The sequence below is a fragment of the Pseudomonas nitroreducens genome, from assembly GCF_010994165.1.
Classification (GTDB): domain Bacteria; phylum Pseudomonadota; class Gammaproteobacteria; order Pseudomonadales; family Pseudomonadaceae; genus Pseudomonas; species Pseudomonas nitroreducens.
Window position 1 is genome coordinate 579,533 of sequence record NZ_WMBX01000001.1, and the last position, 16,402, is coordinate 595,934.

The 16,402-nt window shown below is 63.6% G+C and carries 15 protein-coding genes and 2 tRNA genes; 10 read left to right on the forward strand and 7 right to left on the reverse strand.

Features of this window, described 5'->3' with window-relative positions:
• Positions 1-108: 108 nt before the first annotated feature.
• Together GJV37_RS02760 and GJV37_RS02765 are read left to right on the forward strand one after the other, a co-directional pair.
• Positions 109-2,274 carry a TonB-dependent receptor family protein gene (locus GJV37_RS02760; RefSeq protein ID WP_193452130.1) on the forward strand — a complete coding sequence of 722 codons (2,166 nt, stop codon included), beginning with the start codon at positions 109-111 and terminating at the stop codon, positions 2,272-2,274.
• A 168-nt stretch (positions 2,275-2,442) separates the two neighbouring features.
• Complete coding sequence (locus GJV37_RS02765; protein WP_038803305.1) at positions 2,443-4,317, forward strand: MFS transporter; 1,875 nt, start codon at positions 2,443-2,445, stop codon at positions 4,315-4,317.
• A gap of 63 nt (positions 4,318-4,380) precedes the next feature.
• Here GJV37_RS02765 and GJV37_RS02770 read toward each other — a convergent pair whose 3' ends face one another.
• From GJV37_RS02770 to rdgC, 4 genes are all read right to left on the reverse strand, one after another.
• A complete protein-coding gene (locus GJV37_RS02770; RefSeq protein WP_024763416.1) occupies positions 4,381-4,590 on the reverse strand; it encodes a cold-shock protein in 210 nt (69 codons plus the stop codon).
• Between the two features lie 205 nt (positions 4,591-4,795).
• Positions 4,796-5,110, reverse strand: a complete 315-nt coding sequence (gene sugE / locus GJV37_RS02775; RefSeq protein ID WP_024763417.1) for a quaternary ammonium compound efflux SMR transporter SugE — start codon at positions 5,108-5,110, stop codon at positions 4,796-4,798.
• A gap of 134 nt (positions 5,111-5,244) precedes the next feature.
• Positions 5,245-6,201, reverse strand: a complete 957-nt coding sequence (locus tag GJV37_RS02780; RefSeq protein WP_084357519.1) for a bile acid:sodium symporter family protein — start codon at positions 6,199-6,201, stop codon at positions 5,245-5,247.
• 72 nt (positions 6,202-6,273) lie between these two features.
• Complete coding sequence (gene rdgC, locus GJV37_RS02785; protein WP_024763419.1) at positions 6,274-7,194, reverse strand: recombination-associated protein RdgC; 921 nt, start codon at positions 7,192-7,194, stop codon at positions 6,274-6,276.
• A 177-nt stretch (positions 7,195-7,371) separates the two neighbouring features.
• On the opposite strand from rdgC, the gene GJV37_RS02790 reads away from it, so the two are divergent.
• The 4 genes from GJV37_RS02790 to GJV37_RS02805 all read left to right on the forward strand — a co-directional run bounded on the left by GJV37_RS02790 (position 7,372) and on the right by GJV37_RS02805 (position 9,374).
• A tRNA-Val gene (locus GJV37_RS02790) sits at positions 7,372-7,447 on the forward strand.
• Positions 7,448-7,460: 13 nt separating this feature from the next.
• Positions 7,461-7,537, forward strand: a tRNA-Asp gene (locus GJV37_RS02795).
• 287 nt (positions 7,538-7,824) lie between these two features.
• Complete coding sequence (bamJ, locus tag GJV37_RS02800; RefSeq protein ID WP_024763420.1) at positions 7,825-8,574, forward strand: BamJ family beta-barrel-assembly machinery protein; 750 nt, start codon at positions 7,825-7,827, stop codon at positions 8,572-8,574.
• Positions 8,575-8,948: 374 nt separating this feature from the next.
• On the forward strand, positions 8,949-9,374 hold the full coding sequence (locus tag GJV37_RS02805) for a YkvA family protein (RefSeq protein ID WP_024763421.1): 426 nt from the start codon (positions 8,949-8,951) through the stop codon (positions 9,372-9,374).
• Here GJV37_RS02805 and GJV37_RS02810 read toward each other — a convergent pair.
• On the reverse strand, positions 9,362-10,108 hold the full coding sequence (locus tag GJV37_RS02810) for a substrate-binding periplasmic protein (protein ID WP_037009232.1): 747 nt from the start codon (positions 10,106-10,108) through the stop codon (positions 9,362-9,364). The two genes, GJV37_RS02805 and GJV37_RS02810, sit on opposite strands and share 13 nt — an antisense overlap.
• 97 nt (positions 10,109-10,205) lie before the next feature.
• Here GJV37_RS02810 and GJV37_RS02815 point away from each other — a divergent pair, with 97 nt between their 5' ends.
• From GJV37_RS02815 to GJV37_RS02825, 3 genes are all read left to right on the forward strand, one after another.
• Positions 10,206-10,523, forward strand: coding sequence for a helix-turn-helix domain-containing protein (locus GJV37_RS02815; protein WP_024763423.1), 318 nt, complete (start codon positions 10,206-10,208; stop codon positions 10,521-10,523).
• Positions 10,520-10,885: a hypothetical protein gene (locus tag GJV37_RS02820; protein ID WP_024763424.1), complete on the forward strand. Its 366-nt coding sequence runs from the start codon at positions 10,520-10,522 to the stop codon at positions 10,883-10,885. The genes GJV37_RS02815 and GJV37_RS02820 overlap by 4 nt, the downstream gene beginning before the upstream one ends.
• 70 nt (positions 10,886-10,955) lie before the next feature.
• Complete coding sequence (locus GJV37_RS02825) at positions 10,956-11,372, forward strand: tetratricopeptide repeat protein (protein ID WP_226046613.1); 417 nt, start codon at positions 10,956-10,958, stop codon at positions 11,370-11,372.
• Between the two features lies 1 nt (position 11,373).
• Here GJV37_RS02825 and GJV37_RS02830 read toward each other — a convergent pair whose 3' ends face one another.
• Positions 11,374-13,122: a bifunctional diguanylate cyclase/phosphodiesterase gene (locus GJV37_RS02830; RefSeq protein ID WP_037009236.1), complete on the reverse strand. Its 1,749-nt coding sequence runs from the start codon at positions 13,120-13,122 to the stop codon at positions 11,374-11,376.
• 89 nt (positions 13,123-13,211) lie between these two features.
• Positions 13,212-15,290 (reverse strand): carboxy terminal-processing peptidase, encoded by a 2,079-nt coding sequence (locus GJV37_RS02835; protein ID WP_024763425.1) that lies wholly within the window; start codon positions 15,288-15,290, stop codon positions 13,212-13,214.
• A gap of 138 nt (positions 15,291-15,428) precedes the next feature.
• Between GJV37_RS02835 and GJV37_RS02840 the strand changes: the two genes are divergently transcribed.
• The gene (locus GJV37_RS02840) at positions 15,429-16,391 is read left to right on the forward strand and encodes an NAD(P)H-quinone oxidoreductase (RefSeq protein WP_024763426.1); all 963 of its coding nucleotides are present in this window, start codon (positions 15,429-15,431) and stop codon (positions 16,389-16,391) included.
• Positions 16,392-16,402: the final 11 nt, after the last annotated feature.

Sequence of the window (16,402 nt, forward strand, 5' to 3'; positions counted from 1 at the left end):
TCTGAGTCAATCGGAATATTTTTTCATTTGCGATACATTTGCATTTACAAAATTTACATTCGGCTTTAATTTGCCACCCCTTCACGAAGTACCCGGGGAGGGGGAAGCATGTCGCACGTTCGTTCGTGGTCGCGCCTGGCGATCGCCGTTGCCCTGGCCACGCCGCTGCTGCCGCTGCAGGCCGAAGAAGACACCAGGGAACTGGAGACCGTCACCGTCGTCGGTGACTGGCTCGGCGAGGCCGACCAGCAGGTTGTGCAGAACCACCCCGGCGCGCGCACCGTGGTACGCCGCGAGCAGATGATCGAAGAGGGCGCGCAGAACGTACGCGACGTGCTGCGCGGTATTCCCGGCGTGCAGGTGCAGGACAACAACGGCACCGGCGGCAGCGATGTTTCCCTCAACGTCGGCGTGCGCGGCCTGACCTCGCGCCTGTCGCCACGCTCCACCGTACTCATCGATGGCGTCCCGGCCGCCGTGGCGCCCTATGGCCAGCCGCAGCTGTCGATGTTCCCGCTGTCGGTGGGCAACCTCGACAGCGTCGACGTCGTACGTGGCGCCGGTTCCGTGCGCTATGGACCGCAGAATGTCGGCGGGGTGATCAACTTCGTCACCCGGGCGATTCCCAAGGAGTTCTCCGGCGACGTCGGCAGCACCGTGGAAACCGCTTCCCACGGCGGCTGGAAGAAGCTCTACAACGCCTTCCTCGGCGGCACCGCCGACAACGGCATGGGCGCTGCACTGCTGTATTCGGGCGTGAAGGGCGCGGGCTACCGCGACAGCAACGACGCCACCGACATCGACGATGTGATGTTCAAGACCCACTGGGCGCCCACCGATGTCGACGAGTTCTCCGCCAACTTCCACTACTACGACGGCAGCGCCGACATGCCCGGTGGCCTGACCCAGGCGCAGTTCGACAAGGACCCGTACCAGTCGGTGCGCGACTACGACAACTTCACCGGTCGTCGCAAGGACGTCTCGCTAAAGTACAAGCGGCAGATCGACGACCTCACCCAGGTCGAAGTGCTGACCTACTACAGCGACAGCTTCCGTGGCAGCAACATCGCCAACCGCGACCTCAAGACCCTGGCGTCCTACCCGCGCGACTACCACACCTTCGGTATCGAGCCACGCGTGTCGAAGATCTTCATGGTCGGCCCGACCACCCAGGAAGCCAGCATCGGCTATCGCTACCTGAAGGAGGCGATGCACGAGCGCGCCAGCCAGGTCGGCCTGGTGAACAACATCCCGACGCCGATACCCGGCGCCGACGGCCACACCTACCAGGACCGCACAGGCGGTACCGAGGCGAACTCCCTCTACCTCGACGACAAGATCGACGTGGGCAACTGGACCGTTACCCCGGGCATCCGCTTCGAGCGCATCTCCACTGACTGGCACGAGCGCCCGGTCCTCGACAACAAGGGCAAGCCGGTCCAGGAGAAGAACCGCAGCAAGGACTACAACGAGCCGCTGCCGGCGCTCGCGGTGATGTATCACCTGTCGGACGAGTGGAAGCTGTTCGCCAACTACGAGACCTCCTTCGGCAGCCTGCAATACTTCCAGCTCGGCCAGGGCGGCAGCGGCAACGACACCGCCAGCGGCCTGCAGCCCGAGAAGGCGAAGACCTACGAAGTGGGCACGCGCTACGACAACGGCACCTGGGGTGGCGAAGTCACGCTGTTCTACATCGACTTCGACGATGAGCTGCAGTACATCAGCAACGACGTGGGCTGGACCAACCTGGGCGCCACCAAGCACCAGGGCATCGAGACCTCCGCGCACTACGACATGGCTGCGCTGGACCCGGTACTCGCCGGCCTGACTGCCTACGGCACCTTCACCTATACCCGCGCTACCTACGAAGGTGAGATCCCGTCGTTCAAGGGCCGCGACCTGCCGCTGTACTCGCGCCAGGTGGCGACCATCGGCCTGCGCTACGAGCATGACCGCTGGACCTACAACGTCGACGGCTTCGCCCAGTCGGGGCAGCGCGCGCCCGGCCCGACCACCAACTCCAACGGCAGCTTCACCGGCAACTACATCACCGAGCCGAGCGCCGATGGCCAGTACGGCGACATCCCCGGCTACGTGCTGTGGAATGCCCGCGTGGGCTACGACTTCGGCCCGCAGGCGTCGAACCTGAAAGTCGCCGCCGGGGTGAAGAACATCTTCGACCAGATGAACTACACCCGTTCCAGCGACAACAACGCCGGGATTTACCTGGGCGAGCCGCGCACTTTCTACGTGCAGGGCAGCGTCGGCTTCTGACGTCTTCCCGGCTCATTGAAAAGCCCGTCCTTCGCGACGGGCTTTTTCTTGCACGGATTACGGCGTTCGAATGGATTTGTGCGGAAAATGTGGCTTTTCTTCACGCTGTTGCCGTCATATCCGTGCTGTCATTCCGGCTCAAGGCCGCTACGCAGGTAAACAAGGACGATGTCTCAACACTCGCAATTCGCCCTGCTGGGCACCAAGCGATTCCTGCCCTTCTTCATTACCCAGCTGCTGGGTGCGTTCAACGACAACATCTTCAAACAGTCGCTGATCCTGGCGATCCTCTACCATCTCACCGTCGGCGGTGACCGCAACCTGCTGGTCAACCTCTGCGCGCTGTTGTTCATCCTGCCGTTCTTCCTGTTCTCCGCCCTGGGCGGCCAGTTCGGCGAGAAGTTCAACAAGGACGCGCTGATGCGCGCGCTGAAGCTGGCCGAGATCGTGATCATGGCGGTGGGCGCCGCGGGCTTCGTGTTCGGCAGCCTGCCGCTGCTGTTCCTCGCGCTGTTCGCCATGGGCACGCACTCGGCGCTGTTCGGCCCGGTGAAGTACTCGATCCTGCCGCAACACCTGCGCGAGGACGAACTGGTTGGCGGCAACGCCCTGGTGGAAATGGGCACCTTCCTCGCCATCCTCTGCGGCACCATCGGCGCCGGCGTGCTGATGTCGCGGCAGGACTATGCGGCCGGCGTCGGCATCGCCGTGGTGCTGGTGGCTGTCTGCGGTTTCCTCGCCAGCCGCAACATTCCCCGTGCGGCAGCTGCGCTGCCGGACCTGAAGGTCGACTGGAACATCTTCCGCCAGTCCTGGAGCATCCTCCTGCTCGGCCTGCGCCAGCGCCCGGCGGTGTCGCGCTCGCTGGTGGGCAACTCCTGGTTCTGGTTCCTCGGCGCGGTCTACCTGACGCAGATCCCGACCTACGCCAAGGAACTGCTGCATGGCGACGAGAGCGTGGTGACGCTGATCCTCACCGTGTTCTCGGTGGGCATCGCGCTGGGCTCGATGCTTTGCGAAAAGCTTTCCGGCAAGAAGGTGGAAATCGGCCTGGTGCCCTTCGGCTCCATCGGCCTGAGCCTGTTCGGCATCCTCCTGTGGTGGCATTCGGGCGGCTTCCCGCAGGGCGCGCAGCCCTACAACTGGCTGGCCGTGCTGGAGCACTCGCAGTCCTGGGCTGTGCTGGCGGATATCCTCGGCATCGGTATCTTCGGCGGCTTCTACATCGTGCCGCTGTACGCGCTGATCCAGGCGCGCACCGAGGAAGACAAGCGCGCGCGGGTGATCGCGGCGAACAACATCCTCAATGCGCTATTCATGGTGGTGGCGGCGATCGTCTCGATCCTGCTGCTGTCGGTGGCGAAGCTGACGATCCCCGAGCTGTTCCTCGTGCTCTCGCTGATGAACGTCGCGGTGAACGTCTACATCTTCAAGATCGTGCCCGAGTTCACCATGCGCTTCCTGGTCTGGCTGCTGACCCATTCGATGTACCGAGTCGACCATCGCAATCTTGAAGCCATCCCCGACGAAGGCCCCGCGGTGCTGGTGTGCAACCACGTGTCCTTCGTCGATGCGCTGCTGATTGCGGGTTCGGTGCGGCGCCCGGTGCGCTTTGTCATGTACTACAAGATCTTCCGCATCCCGGTGCTCAATTTCATCTTCCGTACGGCCGGCGCGGTGCCGATCGCCGGGCGTAACGAGGATCCGGAGACCTACGAAAAGGCTTTCGCCAAAGTCGCCGAGTACCTGCGCGAAGGAGAGCTGGTGTGCATCTTCCCCGAGGGCATGCTGACCCTGGATGGCGAGATGAACGAGTTCCGCGGCGGCGTGGAGCGCATCATCGAGGAGACGCCGGTGCCGGTGATCCCGATGGCGTTGCAGGGCCTGTGGGGCAGCTTCTTCAGCCGTGACCCGCAGAAGGGCTTCTTCCGCCGGCTGTGGTCGCGGGTGTGCCTGGTGGCTGGTCAACCAGTGGCACCGGAAGAGGCCAGGCGCCTGGCGCTGCAGGAGCAGGTCGCGATGCTGCGCGGCGCGGCGCGCTGACTTTATTGGCGGCAAAGAAAAAGCCCCGGCAATGCCGGGGCTTTTTCATGGGCGTGTCGCGGTTCAGATGACCTGAACTTCGTCAGCCTGCAGGCCCTTCTGGCCTTCAACCACGATGAAGGAGACCTTCTGGCCTTCCTGCAGCGACTTGAAGCCGGTGCCCTGGATGGAGCGGAAGTGCACGAAGACATCGTTGCCGCTTTCCGGAGTGATGAAGCCGAAGCCCTTGGCGTCATTGAACCACTTGACGGTGCCGGTCTGACGATTCGACATGGAGATACACCTTGAACAATTGAATATTGTTTTGCGGAAAGGTCCGCGCTCGTCCTGAGTTGCAAGGTGCAGTCGAAGCCGGGTGGTGGGGAATGGCCCCACCAGGTCACGAGCCACAGTGACCCAAGCAAACACAGTGGCCCGCAGCATACCGACAAATTTTCGGGAAAGCGACAACCCGCCGGTATCGAGAACCGATACAGCGTCAGTGGCTCATTTTCAGTCCGACCAGTCCGCACAGGATCAGCGCAACGCTGAGCAGGCGTACCGGCGCCATGGACTCGCCGAACAGCACGATCCCGACGATGACGGTGCCGACAGCGCCGACACCGGTCCAGATGGCGTAGGCGGTGCCCAGGGGCAGATTCCTCATGGCCAGGCCAAGCAGGCCCATGCTGGTGATGATCGCCAGCACGGTGAGGATGGTCGGTATCGGTCGGGTGAAGCCTTCGGTGTATTTCAGGCCGACAGCCCAGCCCACTTCGAACAGGCCGGCGACGAACAGAATGATCCAGGACATGGAACTCTCCAGACGGTGGATGGAATGGAGGGCCGTCCCCGCTGGAGCACCGGAAGGTGGTGAGGTCGTCCTCACAATGTGCATTATTTTGCACAAAAGCGGTGCGCCGGGCAACCCGGCGCGGGAGGGTTGCCCTATTGCGGGGCTTCTTTCTGGACGGGTGGCTCATCGGACATGCGTCGGAACCAGGTGGAAAGCGTAGCGCCGGAAATGTTGTGCCAGACGCTGAACAGCGCGCTGGGTACGGCCGCCAGCGGCGAGAAGTGCGCGCTGGCCAGCGCGGCGCCAAGCCCGGAGTTCTGCATGCCGACTTCCAGCGCCAGCGATTTGCGCTGCGCCAGCGGCAGCCCGAAGACCTTGGCGGTGAAGTAGCCAAGCAGGAAGCCGAAACCGTTGTGCAGGATCACCACGGCCATGATCAGCAGGCCGGATTCGGCGATCTTCGCCTGGCTGGCCGCGACCACGGCGGCGACGATGATCACGATGGAAATCACCGAGATCAGCGGCAGCACATCGACCACGTGACGAACTCGCGCCCCGAGCATGCGCTGAGCGACGATGCCGAGGACGATGGGTACCACGACGACCTGCAGGATCGACCAGAACAGCGCGCCGAAGGACACCGGCAGCCAGGCCGAGGCCAGCAGCCAGATCAGCGCCGGAGTCAGCAGCGGGGCGAGGAGGGTGGTCACACCGGCGATGGCCACGGAAAGCGCCAGATCGCCGCGCGAGAGCCAGGTCATCACGTTGGAAGCGGTACCGCTGGGGCAGCAGCCGACCAGGATCACGCCCACGGCGATTTCCGGCGGCAGGTGCATCAGTTGGCAGAGCAGCCAGGCCATGCCGGGCATGATCACGAAGTGGGCGATCACACCGAGGGTGACGCGCCACGGGTGCCGGGCGACTTCGGCGAAGTCCTCGACCTTGAGCGTCAGGCCCATGCCGAACATCACCACGCCGAGCATGGGGACGATGGCGACGGTGAGCGGAGTGAAGAGTGAGGGGATGAAGAACGCCAGAATGGCGAAGAGCAGCACCCAGAGGGCGAAGGTGTTGCCCATGAAGCGGCTGAGCAGGATGAGAGCACGCATGGGCCGTCCTTCTTTTTATGTGGGCCTTATTGTCAGGACAGGCGCCGCGAGGACGCGGCGCCTGTCACGGCATCAGATGCCTTCGGGCATCGCTTCGCCACCGAGCGCTTCGATCAGCGCTGGAAGGAATTCGGCGAAGGTCAGCATCATCAGGGTGAAGCTGGCGTCGAGCTGGCCGAGGGCGTCTTCGCCGCCGTCCTGCTCCGCCTTCTCCTGCAGCATGTCTTCGAAGCGCAGGCGCTTGATCGCGACCTTGTCGTCGAGGACGAAGGACAGCTTGTCGGACCAGGCCAGGGACAGCTGGGTAACCAGCTTGCCGGCGGTCAGGTGCAGCTGGATTTCCTCGCTGGTCAGATCCTGGCGCTTGCAGCGCACCACGCCGCCGTCTTCGTGGGTGTCACGCAGCTCGCACTCGTCGAGGACGAAGAAGTCGCCGGCGGCTTCCTGGGTTTTCACCCATTCGGTCAGGGTGGCGGTCGGTGCGGTCTTCACGGTCAGCGGGCGCACCGGCAGCGAGCCCAGCGCTTCGCGCAGGGTGGACAGCAGGTCTTCGGCCTTCTTCGCGCTGGAGGTATCGACCAGGATCAGCCCCAGGCTCGGAGCGATGGCGGCGAAGGTCACGGAACGACGGATGAAGGCGCGTGGCAGCAGAGTCTGGACGATCTCGTCCTTGAGCTGGTCGCGTTCCTTCTTGTAGACCTTGCGCATCTGTGCGGCTTCGATCTCGTCGACCTTCTCCTTGAGCGCGTCACGTACCACGCTGCCGGGGAGGATGCGCTCTTCCTTGCGGGCACTGATCAGGAAGAATCCCTCGCTGGCGTGCACCAGCGGCGCGTCCGGGCCCTTGCCGAAGGGGGCGGAGAAACCATAGGTAGTCAGCTCCTGGCTGGCGCAGGAGCGCGCCGGTTTACTGGCCAGGGCCTTTTCCAGGGCATCGGCGTCGATCTGCAGATCCTGGGTGAGGCGATATACGAGCAGATTGCGGAACCACATGAGGGGCTAACTCCTGGACACAAAGGAGCCATTATTCCGTTCGGCGCGGTTCAGGCCAACCCCGTTTCGTCATTCCCCCTCTTCATCTAAGCCTTTGGAACATCTGAAAATTTTTTTCATCGAGGGGCTTGCCAGGTGCAAATGTCCTCCGTAGAATGCGCCCCACTTCGAGACGAAGGGTGATTAGCTCAGCCGGGAGAGCATCTGCCTTACAAGCAGAGGGTCGGCGGTTCGATCCCGTCATCACCCACCACTCGAGGTCCGACGCAGCGGTAGTTCAGTCGGTTAGAATACCGGCCTGTCACGCCGGGGGTCGCGGGTTCGAGTCCCGTCCGCTGCGCCACATTCTGAAAAGCCCTCAGGTAGCGATACCTGGGGGCTTTTTCTTTTCCTTCCTTTCCTTGTCTGCAAAAGCCTTTCCTGCGAAAGCTTCCCGTCAAAGTTGCCCGCTTCGATCACCGTGATTGCGTGCTGGCCGTCTGTCTTATCCTGTTAATTTTCTTATAAGTTTGCTGTGGGAACTTCTCTCTCGGCAGTGGTTCCTATTGCCCATAGCCACTGGCCACGAGCGCCTGATAAGCTCGCGGCTTCATTACTTAAGCCATGACGGCGCAAAGACAAGGATTCAGCATGAAACAACATCGGTTGGCGGCAGCGATCGCGCTGGTCGGCCTGGTTCTCGCGGGCTGCGACAAACAGGCCGCCGAAGTGGAACTCAAGACTCCTGCGCAGAAAGCTTCCTATGGCATCGGCCTGAACATGGGCAAGAGCCTCGCCCAGGAAGGCATGAATGACCTGGATTCGAAAGCCGTCGCCCTGGGTATCGAAGATGCCGTCGGCAAGCAGAAGCAGAAGCTGACCGACGAAGAGCTGACCGAAGCCTTCACCGCCCTGCAGAAGCGCACTGAAGAGCAGGTTGCCAAGAAGAACGCCGAGGCCCTGGAGGCCGGCAAGAAATTCCTCGAGGAAAACGGCAAGCGTGAGGGCGTGGTCACCACCAAGTCCGGCCTGCAGTACGAAGTCGTGAAGAAAGCCGACGGCGCACAGCCCAAGGCTACCGATGTCGTCACCGTTCACTACGAAGGCAAGCTGGTCGACGGTACTGTCTTCGACAGCTCCATCCAGCGTGGCAGCCCGATCGACCTGCCGGTCGGCGGCGTGATCCCGGGTTGGGTCGAGGCCCTGCAACTGATGCACGTCGGCGAGAAGATCAAGCTCTTCATCCCGAGCGAACTGGCCTACGGTGCCCAGAGCCCGAGCCCGACCATCCCGGCCAACTCGGTTCTGGTGTTCGACCTCGAACTGCTGGCCATCAAGGACCCGAATCAGCCTGACGCGGCTGAGGCTCCGGAAGCTTCGGCAGAGCAGCCCAAGAAGTAACTGAGTACCTTCGTACCAGTGGAAACGCCCCGTAACCTGCGGGGCGTTTTCGTTTGTGCGGGGAACGCTCTGGAACGGTGCGCTGACCGTCGGGTCTGAAGGGGAGTAACCTTCATTCCGGTGTTACCCTTATGCACATATTTGACGCAGTTGAAACAATCTCCTCCCCTTGACATTGCCGGGCCCTTCGCTTAGCCGCAACTGCATGATTTTTAACGCATTTGTAGGGGTGAACAAAAAATCGCCGATCTGTCTCCAGCCCTCGTGGCGCGGGCGTTTGGGCGACATCGAGGGTGTCTTTCAACAGAGTTATCCACAGGAAAGGTGGATAACCTGAACCTGCTCTGTACGAATCTTCCTATCGAGGTAAGTCGATGAAAAAGCCTCCGGGATTTGACCGTTTCCTCAAGCTCGCCAGCCGTTTCATCGCGGGTGGGCGAGTGCCTGCGTTGCTGTTCGCCGTCGCTCGCAAGAGTGGCCGGGTGAAGCTGGCCAGGACCGATCTGAAGCTGCTGCAGGAATTGCTGGTGGCCTGGGTGCGCGGCGATTACCGCGGCATCAGTTCCCAGGCCCTGGTTTCCGTGGTGGCGGCGCTGCTGTATTTCCTTTCACCCGTGGACCTGGTGCCCGACTGGCTGCTGGGCGTCGGCTTCCTTGACGACCTGGCGGTGCTGGCCTGGGTGGTACGTCGCTGGCAATCGGAGATCGATGCCTTCAAGGTCTGGCGCGACGCGCAGGGCGTGGAAACCCGCGAAGCCCTGAAGCAACTGCCGCCGCCGGAAGCGATTCAGCGTCTCTGACGCAGCCGCGCGCTCTGCTCGCCGAGCAGGCGCTGGATGGAACCGTCGCTCACCATCGCCTGCAGCACGGCATCCAGTCGCTCGGCGGGCAGCGGCAGGGCAGGGCCGTACGAGCAATGGATCGAATAGTGCTGCACGTTGTTACTGTGGATCGCCACGGGCAATTCGTGGTGCTGGGCAAGGAGAAACTCCAGCGGCCGGCGCATTTCGATCAATGCATCCAGGCGGCCGGCCTCGAGCATGTGCAGACGTGTATCCAGGTCGCGTACATCGGCGCGCTTCACCCGTCCTTCGGCGAAGGCCTGCATCAGCGGGGCGGGGTAGACGTAGCCCAGGCTGGTGCCGATGCGGATGTCGTGCAGCTGCGCGAGGTTCTCCACAGGCGGCGCATCCGCCCGCTGGGCCAGGGCATCTTCTTCCTCGAACAGGCTGGGAGACCAGTGCAGTTTCTCCGGCGCTTTCATCCACTGCGGATTGTTGATGCACAGCAGGTGGATCGCGCCCTGGGCGAGGGCGGGCTCGGCGCGCTTGTCCGGCGTTTCCACGAAGCGAATCTCGAGCCCCAGGCGCTGTCCGACGGCTTCCCCCAGATCGCGGATGAAGCCAGGTGCCAATTCATGGTCGATACTTTCCGCATAGGGCATGCCGTTGCTTGGCGAATAGCCCCAGCGCAGCTCTTCGGCGCCACACAGGGCGCTGGCCAGGCACAGGCAGAGTGGAATCAGGCGCTGCAAATCGTTCCCCCGATTTGTGGGCGTGACGGCGACCGCAGTATAGCCGGCACAGCCCGGCGCCAGGCTGTTAAGATGGCCGCCTGCAAGGAGTGTTGTCATGAACGTTCAAGTCATCATGCGTGACGGCGAAGCGGAGTACGCCGTGGTTCCCTGGGCTGAGTACCAGGCGCTGCTGGCGGCTGCCGGCCGCGGAGCTGCTCAGCTCGTCAAACCGGATGCGTCCCCGGTATTCGACGAGAAGCCGGACTGGAAAGCCCTGCGGGAAGCCCGTGGCATCGCCATCGAAACGCTGGCGCGCTCGGTGGGCATCAGCCCGTCCTACCTGGCACTGATAGAGAACGGCGAGCGCGAGGCCAGCGACGCCATCCAGCATGGCCTGCGTCGTGCCCTGGGCACTGGGGAGTCTGCTTCTTGAGCGTGCAGATCAGTCGCAAGCATTGGGAAGGCCTGCTCGGCGAGCTGGAAGACGCCCGCCGCCAGCGCCACCTGCTCACCTACCGGGCGCTGATCGAGCGCCTGCAATTGCCGACCCCGGCCATGACCGTGCTGACCGCCGCGCTGGAACACCTGGCTGCGCTGGATGCCCGTGCGGGGCGGCCGATACGCAGCTCGCTGGTGATCAGCCAGGGCGCCAGCCGCCTGCCCAGAACCGGCTTCTTCGAGCATGTCGAACGCCTGGGCCGATTCTCCGGTGCGCCGGATGGTCCTGCTGCCGCCGGCTGGCATGCGGCGGAAGTGGTGCGCGTGTTCGAGTTCGAGTACCCCGAGGAGCTCTGACGTGGCGACGCCTCGCGAGCTGTTCTGGCGTCTGCGTGCACGGCTGAGCTATGCGGTGGCGCGGCGCCTGATGGGGTGGCCGTGGATGGTCCGCCAGCCGCGTTCCTGGGCCTGGATGCAGGGCCAGTTCGCACGCATGGCCGCGCTGGGGGATGTTGGCGCACAGAGCTTCTACGGCCACCTGCTGCTGTTCCGCGGACAGGGCTTCGGCGCCCGCGAGGAAGGCCTGCGCCTGTTGCGCCTGGCCGCCACTGCAGGCGACCACAAGGCGGCGTACCAGTTGGGCGTGCAATCCCTCAAGGGCGATACCCGCCATGCCGGCGATGCGCAGGAAGCGGCGCGCTACTGGGGGCAGGCCGCCGAAGCGGGGCATCCGCTGGCGGCCCGCAAGCTTGGCGAGTTGTACCGCAGTGGTGGCCCCGGTCTCGAGCCCGATGTAGCCCAGGCCGAACGCTACGAGACGCGCGCCCGCCAGTTGGGGCTCTGAATCATTCTGCCGTGAGAATGTGCAGGCTGTAGCCGGGCATGTTCTTCGCGTGGCGCTTGGCCTCCGAGGCCAGCCCGGCCAGTTGGCTGGCGTCCAGACGCTGACCGGCGCCACTCTTCACGTGCACCACGCCGATCGACAGGGATAGCAGCGGATACTCCTCGCGCCGCCCCTGGCGGTTGTGTGCGACGAAGCAGCCCGCGTCCAGGTGCTCGCGGCTGTAGAAGCGCCGGCACTGGCCCTGGAAATCCTCCAGCAGGTGGTTGAGCCGCTCGCGCCAGTCCTGCGTCCCCAGCACCAGCATGAAATCGTCGCCGCCGATATGGCCGACGAAGTCCCGCGTCGGGTCCACGCGCTCGCCCAGGCACTGCGCCAGGCACAGCAGAACTTCATCGCCGCGGGCATAGCCGTAGAGGTCGTTGAAGGGCTTGAAGCTGTCGATGTCGACATAGCACACCACCGCTTCGCGCCCCTGTTGCAGCAGGCGTGACAGGCACTGCTGGATGGGAACATTGCCCGGCAGCAGCGTCAGTGGGTTGGCGTGCCGGGCCTGGCGGATCTTCAGTTCGGTGATCAGCTTGAGCACGTCGATCACCCGGCCCAACCCCAGGTAGCGACCGTTCAGGGTGATGATGAAGTCTTCCTCGATGCGTTGCCGCGCGCGGCTGGTGAGCAGCCGGCTGACCTGCTGCAGCGACTGGCTGCGTTCCACCGCGAGGAAGTCGTCGCTCATCAGCCGGCTGATCGGCTTGCGCGCATACAGCTCCGGCGCGAACGGCTTGAGCAGGGTGTCCGAGAGTGCATGGCGATGGACGATGCCGACCGGTTGATCGTGGCCGTCGAGCACCGCCAGGGAGTTGAGGTTGGCCTGGGCGCGAAAGGCCTCCAGCACGTCAGCGATGGGCGTGCTGTCGCGCACCGCCGGTTGTTCCAGCAGCAGGGGCTCGAGGTCCGCTTGATCTTCGGCCAGCAACGCGCCAGCACTGTCCACTTCCGGTAGCAGGGCACGAGCGTCGCGAGGCGGAGTTTCGTTGGGGCGGCCAAGCAGGTAGCCCTGGACCAGGTCCACGCCCATCTCGGAAAGCACGGCCAGCTCTTCGGGAATCTCGATGCCTTCGGCGATCACCTGGGCGCGGGAGGCGTGGGCCATCTTCAGGATCGAGCCGACGAACTCGCGCTTCACCGCATCCAGGTGGATGCCTTCGATGAAGTGGCGGTCGATCTTCACGTAGTCGGGTCGAAGCTCGGACCACAGGCGCAGGCTGGAGTAGCCCGCACCCAGGTCATCCAGGGCGATGGAAAAACCCATGGCGCGATAGTGGTGAAGTGCGGTGTCGAGGAGGGTGAAATCCTCGATGGGGGTCTGCTCGGTGAGCTCGATCACCACGTCACTGGGCGAGATGCCGAAAGTCTGCAGCAACTGCAGTGTGCGGCCGGGCTGGTGGGTTGGTTCCAGCAGGGATTCGGGCGACACGTTGAGGAACAGCTTGCCCTCGAGCTTGAGGTCGCGAAAGCGCGCGCAGGCCTTGCGCCGGCAGAGCAGCTCCAGTTGGCTCAGGCGGCCGCTGCTGCGGGCGATGCTGAACAGCGGCAGGGGCGAGTGCAGAGGGCCGTTGGAAGGGCCGCGCGTTAGGGCTTCGTAGCCCACCAGGCGCCTTTCCGAAAGCGACAGGATGGGCTGGAACAGGCAGTGCAGGTCGCCGTGAGCGAGGATCTGGTCCAGCGCGCTCAACTGCTCGGTGACGGTCATGACGGTTCTCGGTGGCTGGAAATGCAAAGGGCCGGTTTCCCGGCCCTTTGCATTTCACGACAGTGTCATGACTGTTTGATGTCATCCGATCAGTGTTTGGCCACCTGGGAGTTCAGGTTCAGATAGTCGATCAGGATGTGCCCGGACTCGGTGAGGTAGGCGTCGTCCTGCGGTTTGGTCTTGTCCTCTTCCGGCAGGGCGTTCTCGTCTTCCTTCTTCAGCTCCTTGAGCGGTTCCTGGCCCTTGGATTTGCGCAGGGCGTTCTCCATGGCCAGCTGACGGTTCTCGATGCTGGTCTGCTGGGCGCGACGCTTGGCTTCATTGAGGCTGACGGTCTTCTCCTTCATCAACTCCTGGGCCAGGGCGAGGCGCTCGCGGGCGTAGACGAAGTCCGCGTTGTGCTCGGTGCGCGCGTCGTGGCGCGTGCGCAGCTGGTCGAGGAACGGCTTGAACGGATCGGCCTGGGCCTTCAGCACGGGCTTGATGGTGTCCCACGGCATCGAGTCGGGCAGGGCGCTTTCGCCGATTTCCTTGTCGTCGACGATGGACGGGTAGCCGATGTCGGGGATCACGCCCTGGTGCTGGGTGCTCTGGCCGGAGACGCGGTAGAACTTGGCCAGGGTCAACTTCAGCTCGCCATGGTTGAGCGGCTGAATGGTCTGCACGGTGCCCTTGCCGAAGGTCTGGCCGCCGACGATGAGCGCGCGGTGGTAGTCCTGCATGGCACCGGCGAAGATCTCCGAGGCCGAGGCGGACAGGCGGTTGACCAGCACGGTCATCGGGCCGGTGTAGAACGCCTTGCCCTCGTCATCGTTGAGCACGTCGACGCGGCCGTCGCTGTTGCGCACCAGCACGGTCGGGCCCTGATCGATGAACAGGCCGGTCAGTTCTGTGGCTTCCTGCAGGGAGCCGCCGCCGTTGTTGCGCAGGTCGATGACGATGCCGTCGACATTGTCCTTCTGCAGCTCGGCGATGAGCTTCTTCACGTCGCGGGTGGTGGACTTGTAGTCCGGGTCGCCGGCGCGATAGGCCTTGAAGTCGAGGTAGAACGCGGGCACGTCGATGATGCCCAGCTTGTAGTTCTTGCCTTCGTGGTCGATGGTGATTTCCGACTTCTTCGCCGCCTGGTCTTCCAGCTTCACCGCCTCGCGGGTGATGGTGACGATCTTGCTGGTCTGATCGTTCGGCGCGTTGGTGGACGGAATCACTTCCAGGCGGACCTGAGAGCCTTTCGGGCCACGGATCAGTTTGACCACTTCATCCAGACGCCAGCCGACCACGTCGACCATCTCGCCCTTGCCCTGGGCGACGCCGATGATCTTGTCGGAAGTGGCGATCTGCTTGCTCTTCTCGGCGGGGCCGGCCGGTACCAGGCGCACGACCTTGACGTAGTCGTTGTCGCTCTGCAGTACGGCGCCGATGCCTTCGAGCGAGAGGCTCATGTTGATGTCGAAGTTTTCCGCGCTGTCCGGCGACAGGTACTGCGTGTGCGGGTCATAAGTCTGCGCGAAGGCGTTGATGTAGGCCTGGAAGATGTCTTCGCTGCGGGTCTGCTCCAGGCGCATCAGCTGGTTCTTGTAGCGCTTGGTCAGCTGTTCCTGGATGGCCTTGTTGTCCTTGCCGGCGATCTTCAGGCGCAGGACTTCGTCCTTCACCTTCTTGCGCCACAGGTCGTCGAGCGCGGCGCTGTCTTTCGCCCAGGGCGATTTCTCGCGGTCGATCTCCAGCGATTCGTCGGTCTTGAAGTCCATCTTGTCGACGCCCTTGTTCAGGGTGGCCAGGGCGAAGTCCAGGCGCTCCTTCAGGCGGTCGAGGTGACGCTTGTAGATGGTGAAGCCGGGCTCCAGTTCGCCGCTCTTGAGGAAGTCGTCGAACTGGGTGCGCCAGGGCGCGAACTGGTCGATGTCGGCCTGGGTGAAGTACATTCGCGCCGGATCGAGCGTCTTCAGGTAGCTGTCATAGATCTTTGCCGAGCGCTCGTCGTTCAGCGGCGGCTTGTTGTAGTGATGGCGCTTTAGCAACTCAACGATGTTGAGGCTGGCGATCACTTGATCCCGGTCAGGCTGCAGGCCGTCCCATACATTCGGGCTGGTGGTTGCCGCGAACGAGGAAAAGGCGGTTGCGCCGAGGATGAACAACAGGGCGGTACGGGGCAAAAATCGCTTCATGCTGATTCGACTGATCGCGGAGTTATGACGCATATTAGGCCTTAATTGGCGGCGCCGGGTTCAATCGCAGGTGAATTCGGCGCGAAGAAAGGGCCCGACCTTTCGGATCGGGCCCTGCAGGATCACTATGGAGGCAGCGTGAACGCATTGCAAGGCATCGAAGGGCGAGTGGAGTGGGCCGAGCGCCCGAACCCGACTTGCGCGCAGGGACAGATCCGCATCCAGGTCGCCGCCGCGGGACTCAACCGCGCCGACCTGTTGCAGGTGGCCGGTCTCTACCCGCCGCCACCGGGGGCGAGCGACGTTATCGGCCTGGAGTGCGCCGGCGTGGTGACCGAAGTCGGTGCCGGCAGTACCTGGCAGGTGGGCGACCGCGTCTGCGCCCTGCTGGCTGGCGGCGGTATGGCCGAGGAAGTCGTGGTGGACCAGCGCCATGCGCTGCCGGTGCCTGCCGGCTTGAGCATGGCCGAGGCTGCTGCGCTGCCCGAGGTCTACGCTACCGCCTGGCTTAACCTGTTCATGCTTGGCGCTCTGCAACCCGGTGAAAAAGTCCTGCTGCACGCCGGCGCCAGCGGCGTCGGCTCGGCCGGCATCCAGCTGTGCAAGGCGTTCAACAGCCCATGCTGGGTCAGCGTTGGCTCCGCCGATCGACTGGCCTACTGCGAAAGCCTGGGCGCCGAAGGCGGCGCGCTGCGCGGCGAGAGCCTCGAATCGCTTCGGGATTTCGCGCCCTTCGATGTAATCCTCGATCCGGTGGGCGCCAACTACGCCAAGCTCGACCTGGAAATCCTCGGCCGTGACGGTCGCTGGGTGGTCATTGGCCTGATGGGCGGTCGCAAGGCCGAGCTGGACCTGGCGTTACTGCTGGGCAAGCGTATCCAGCTCATCGGCTCGACCCTGCGTTCGCGGGATGCGGACTTCAAGGCGCAGCTGATCGCTGAACTCGGACAGAAGGTCTGGCCGCTGTTCGAGTCCGGCCAAATCAGCGCTCAACTGGAGCGCACCTTCCCGGTCCGCGATGCGCAGAGCGCGTTCGATGCGCTGGCGAGCAACCAGGTGCAGGGCAAGGTGGTGGTAGTGATCGACGAGAGCCTGGGTTGAGTCGATTGCAC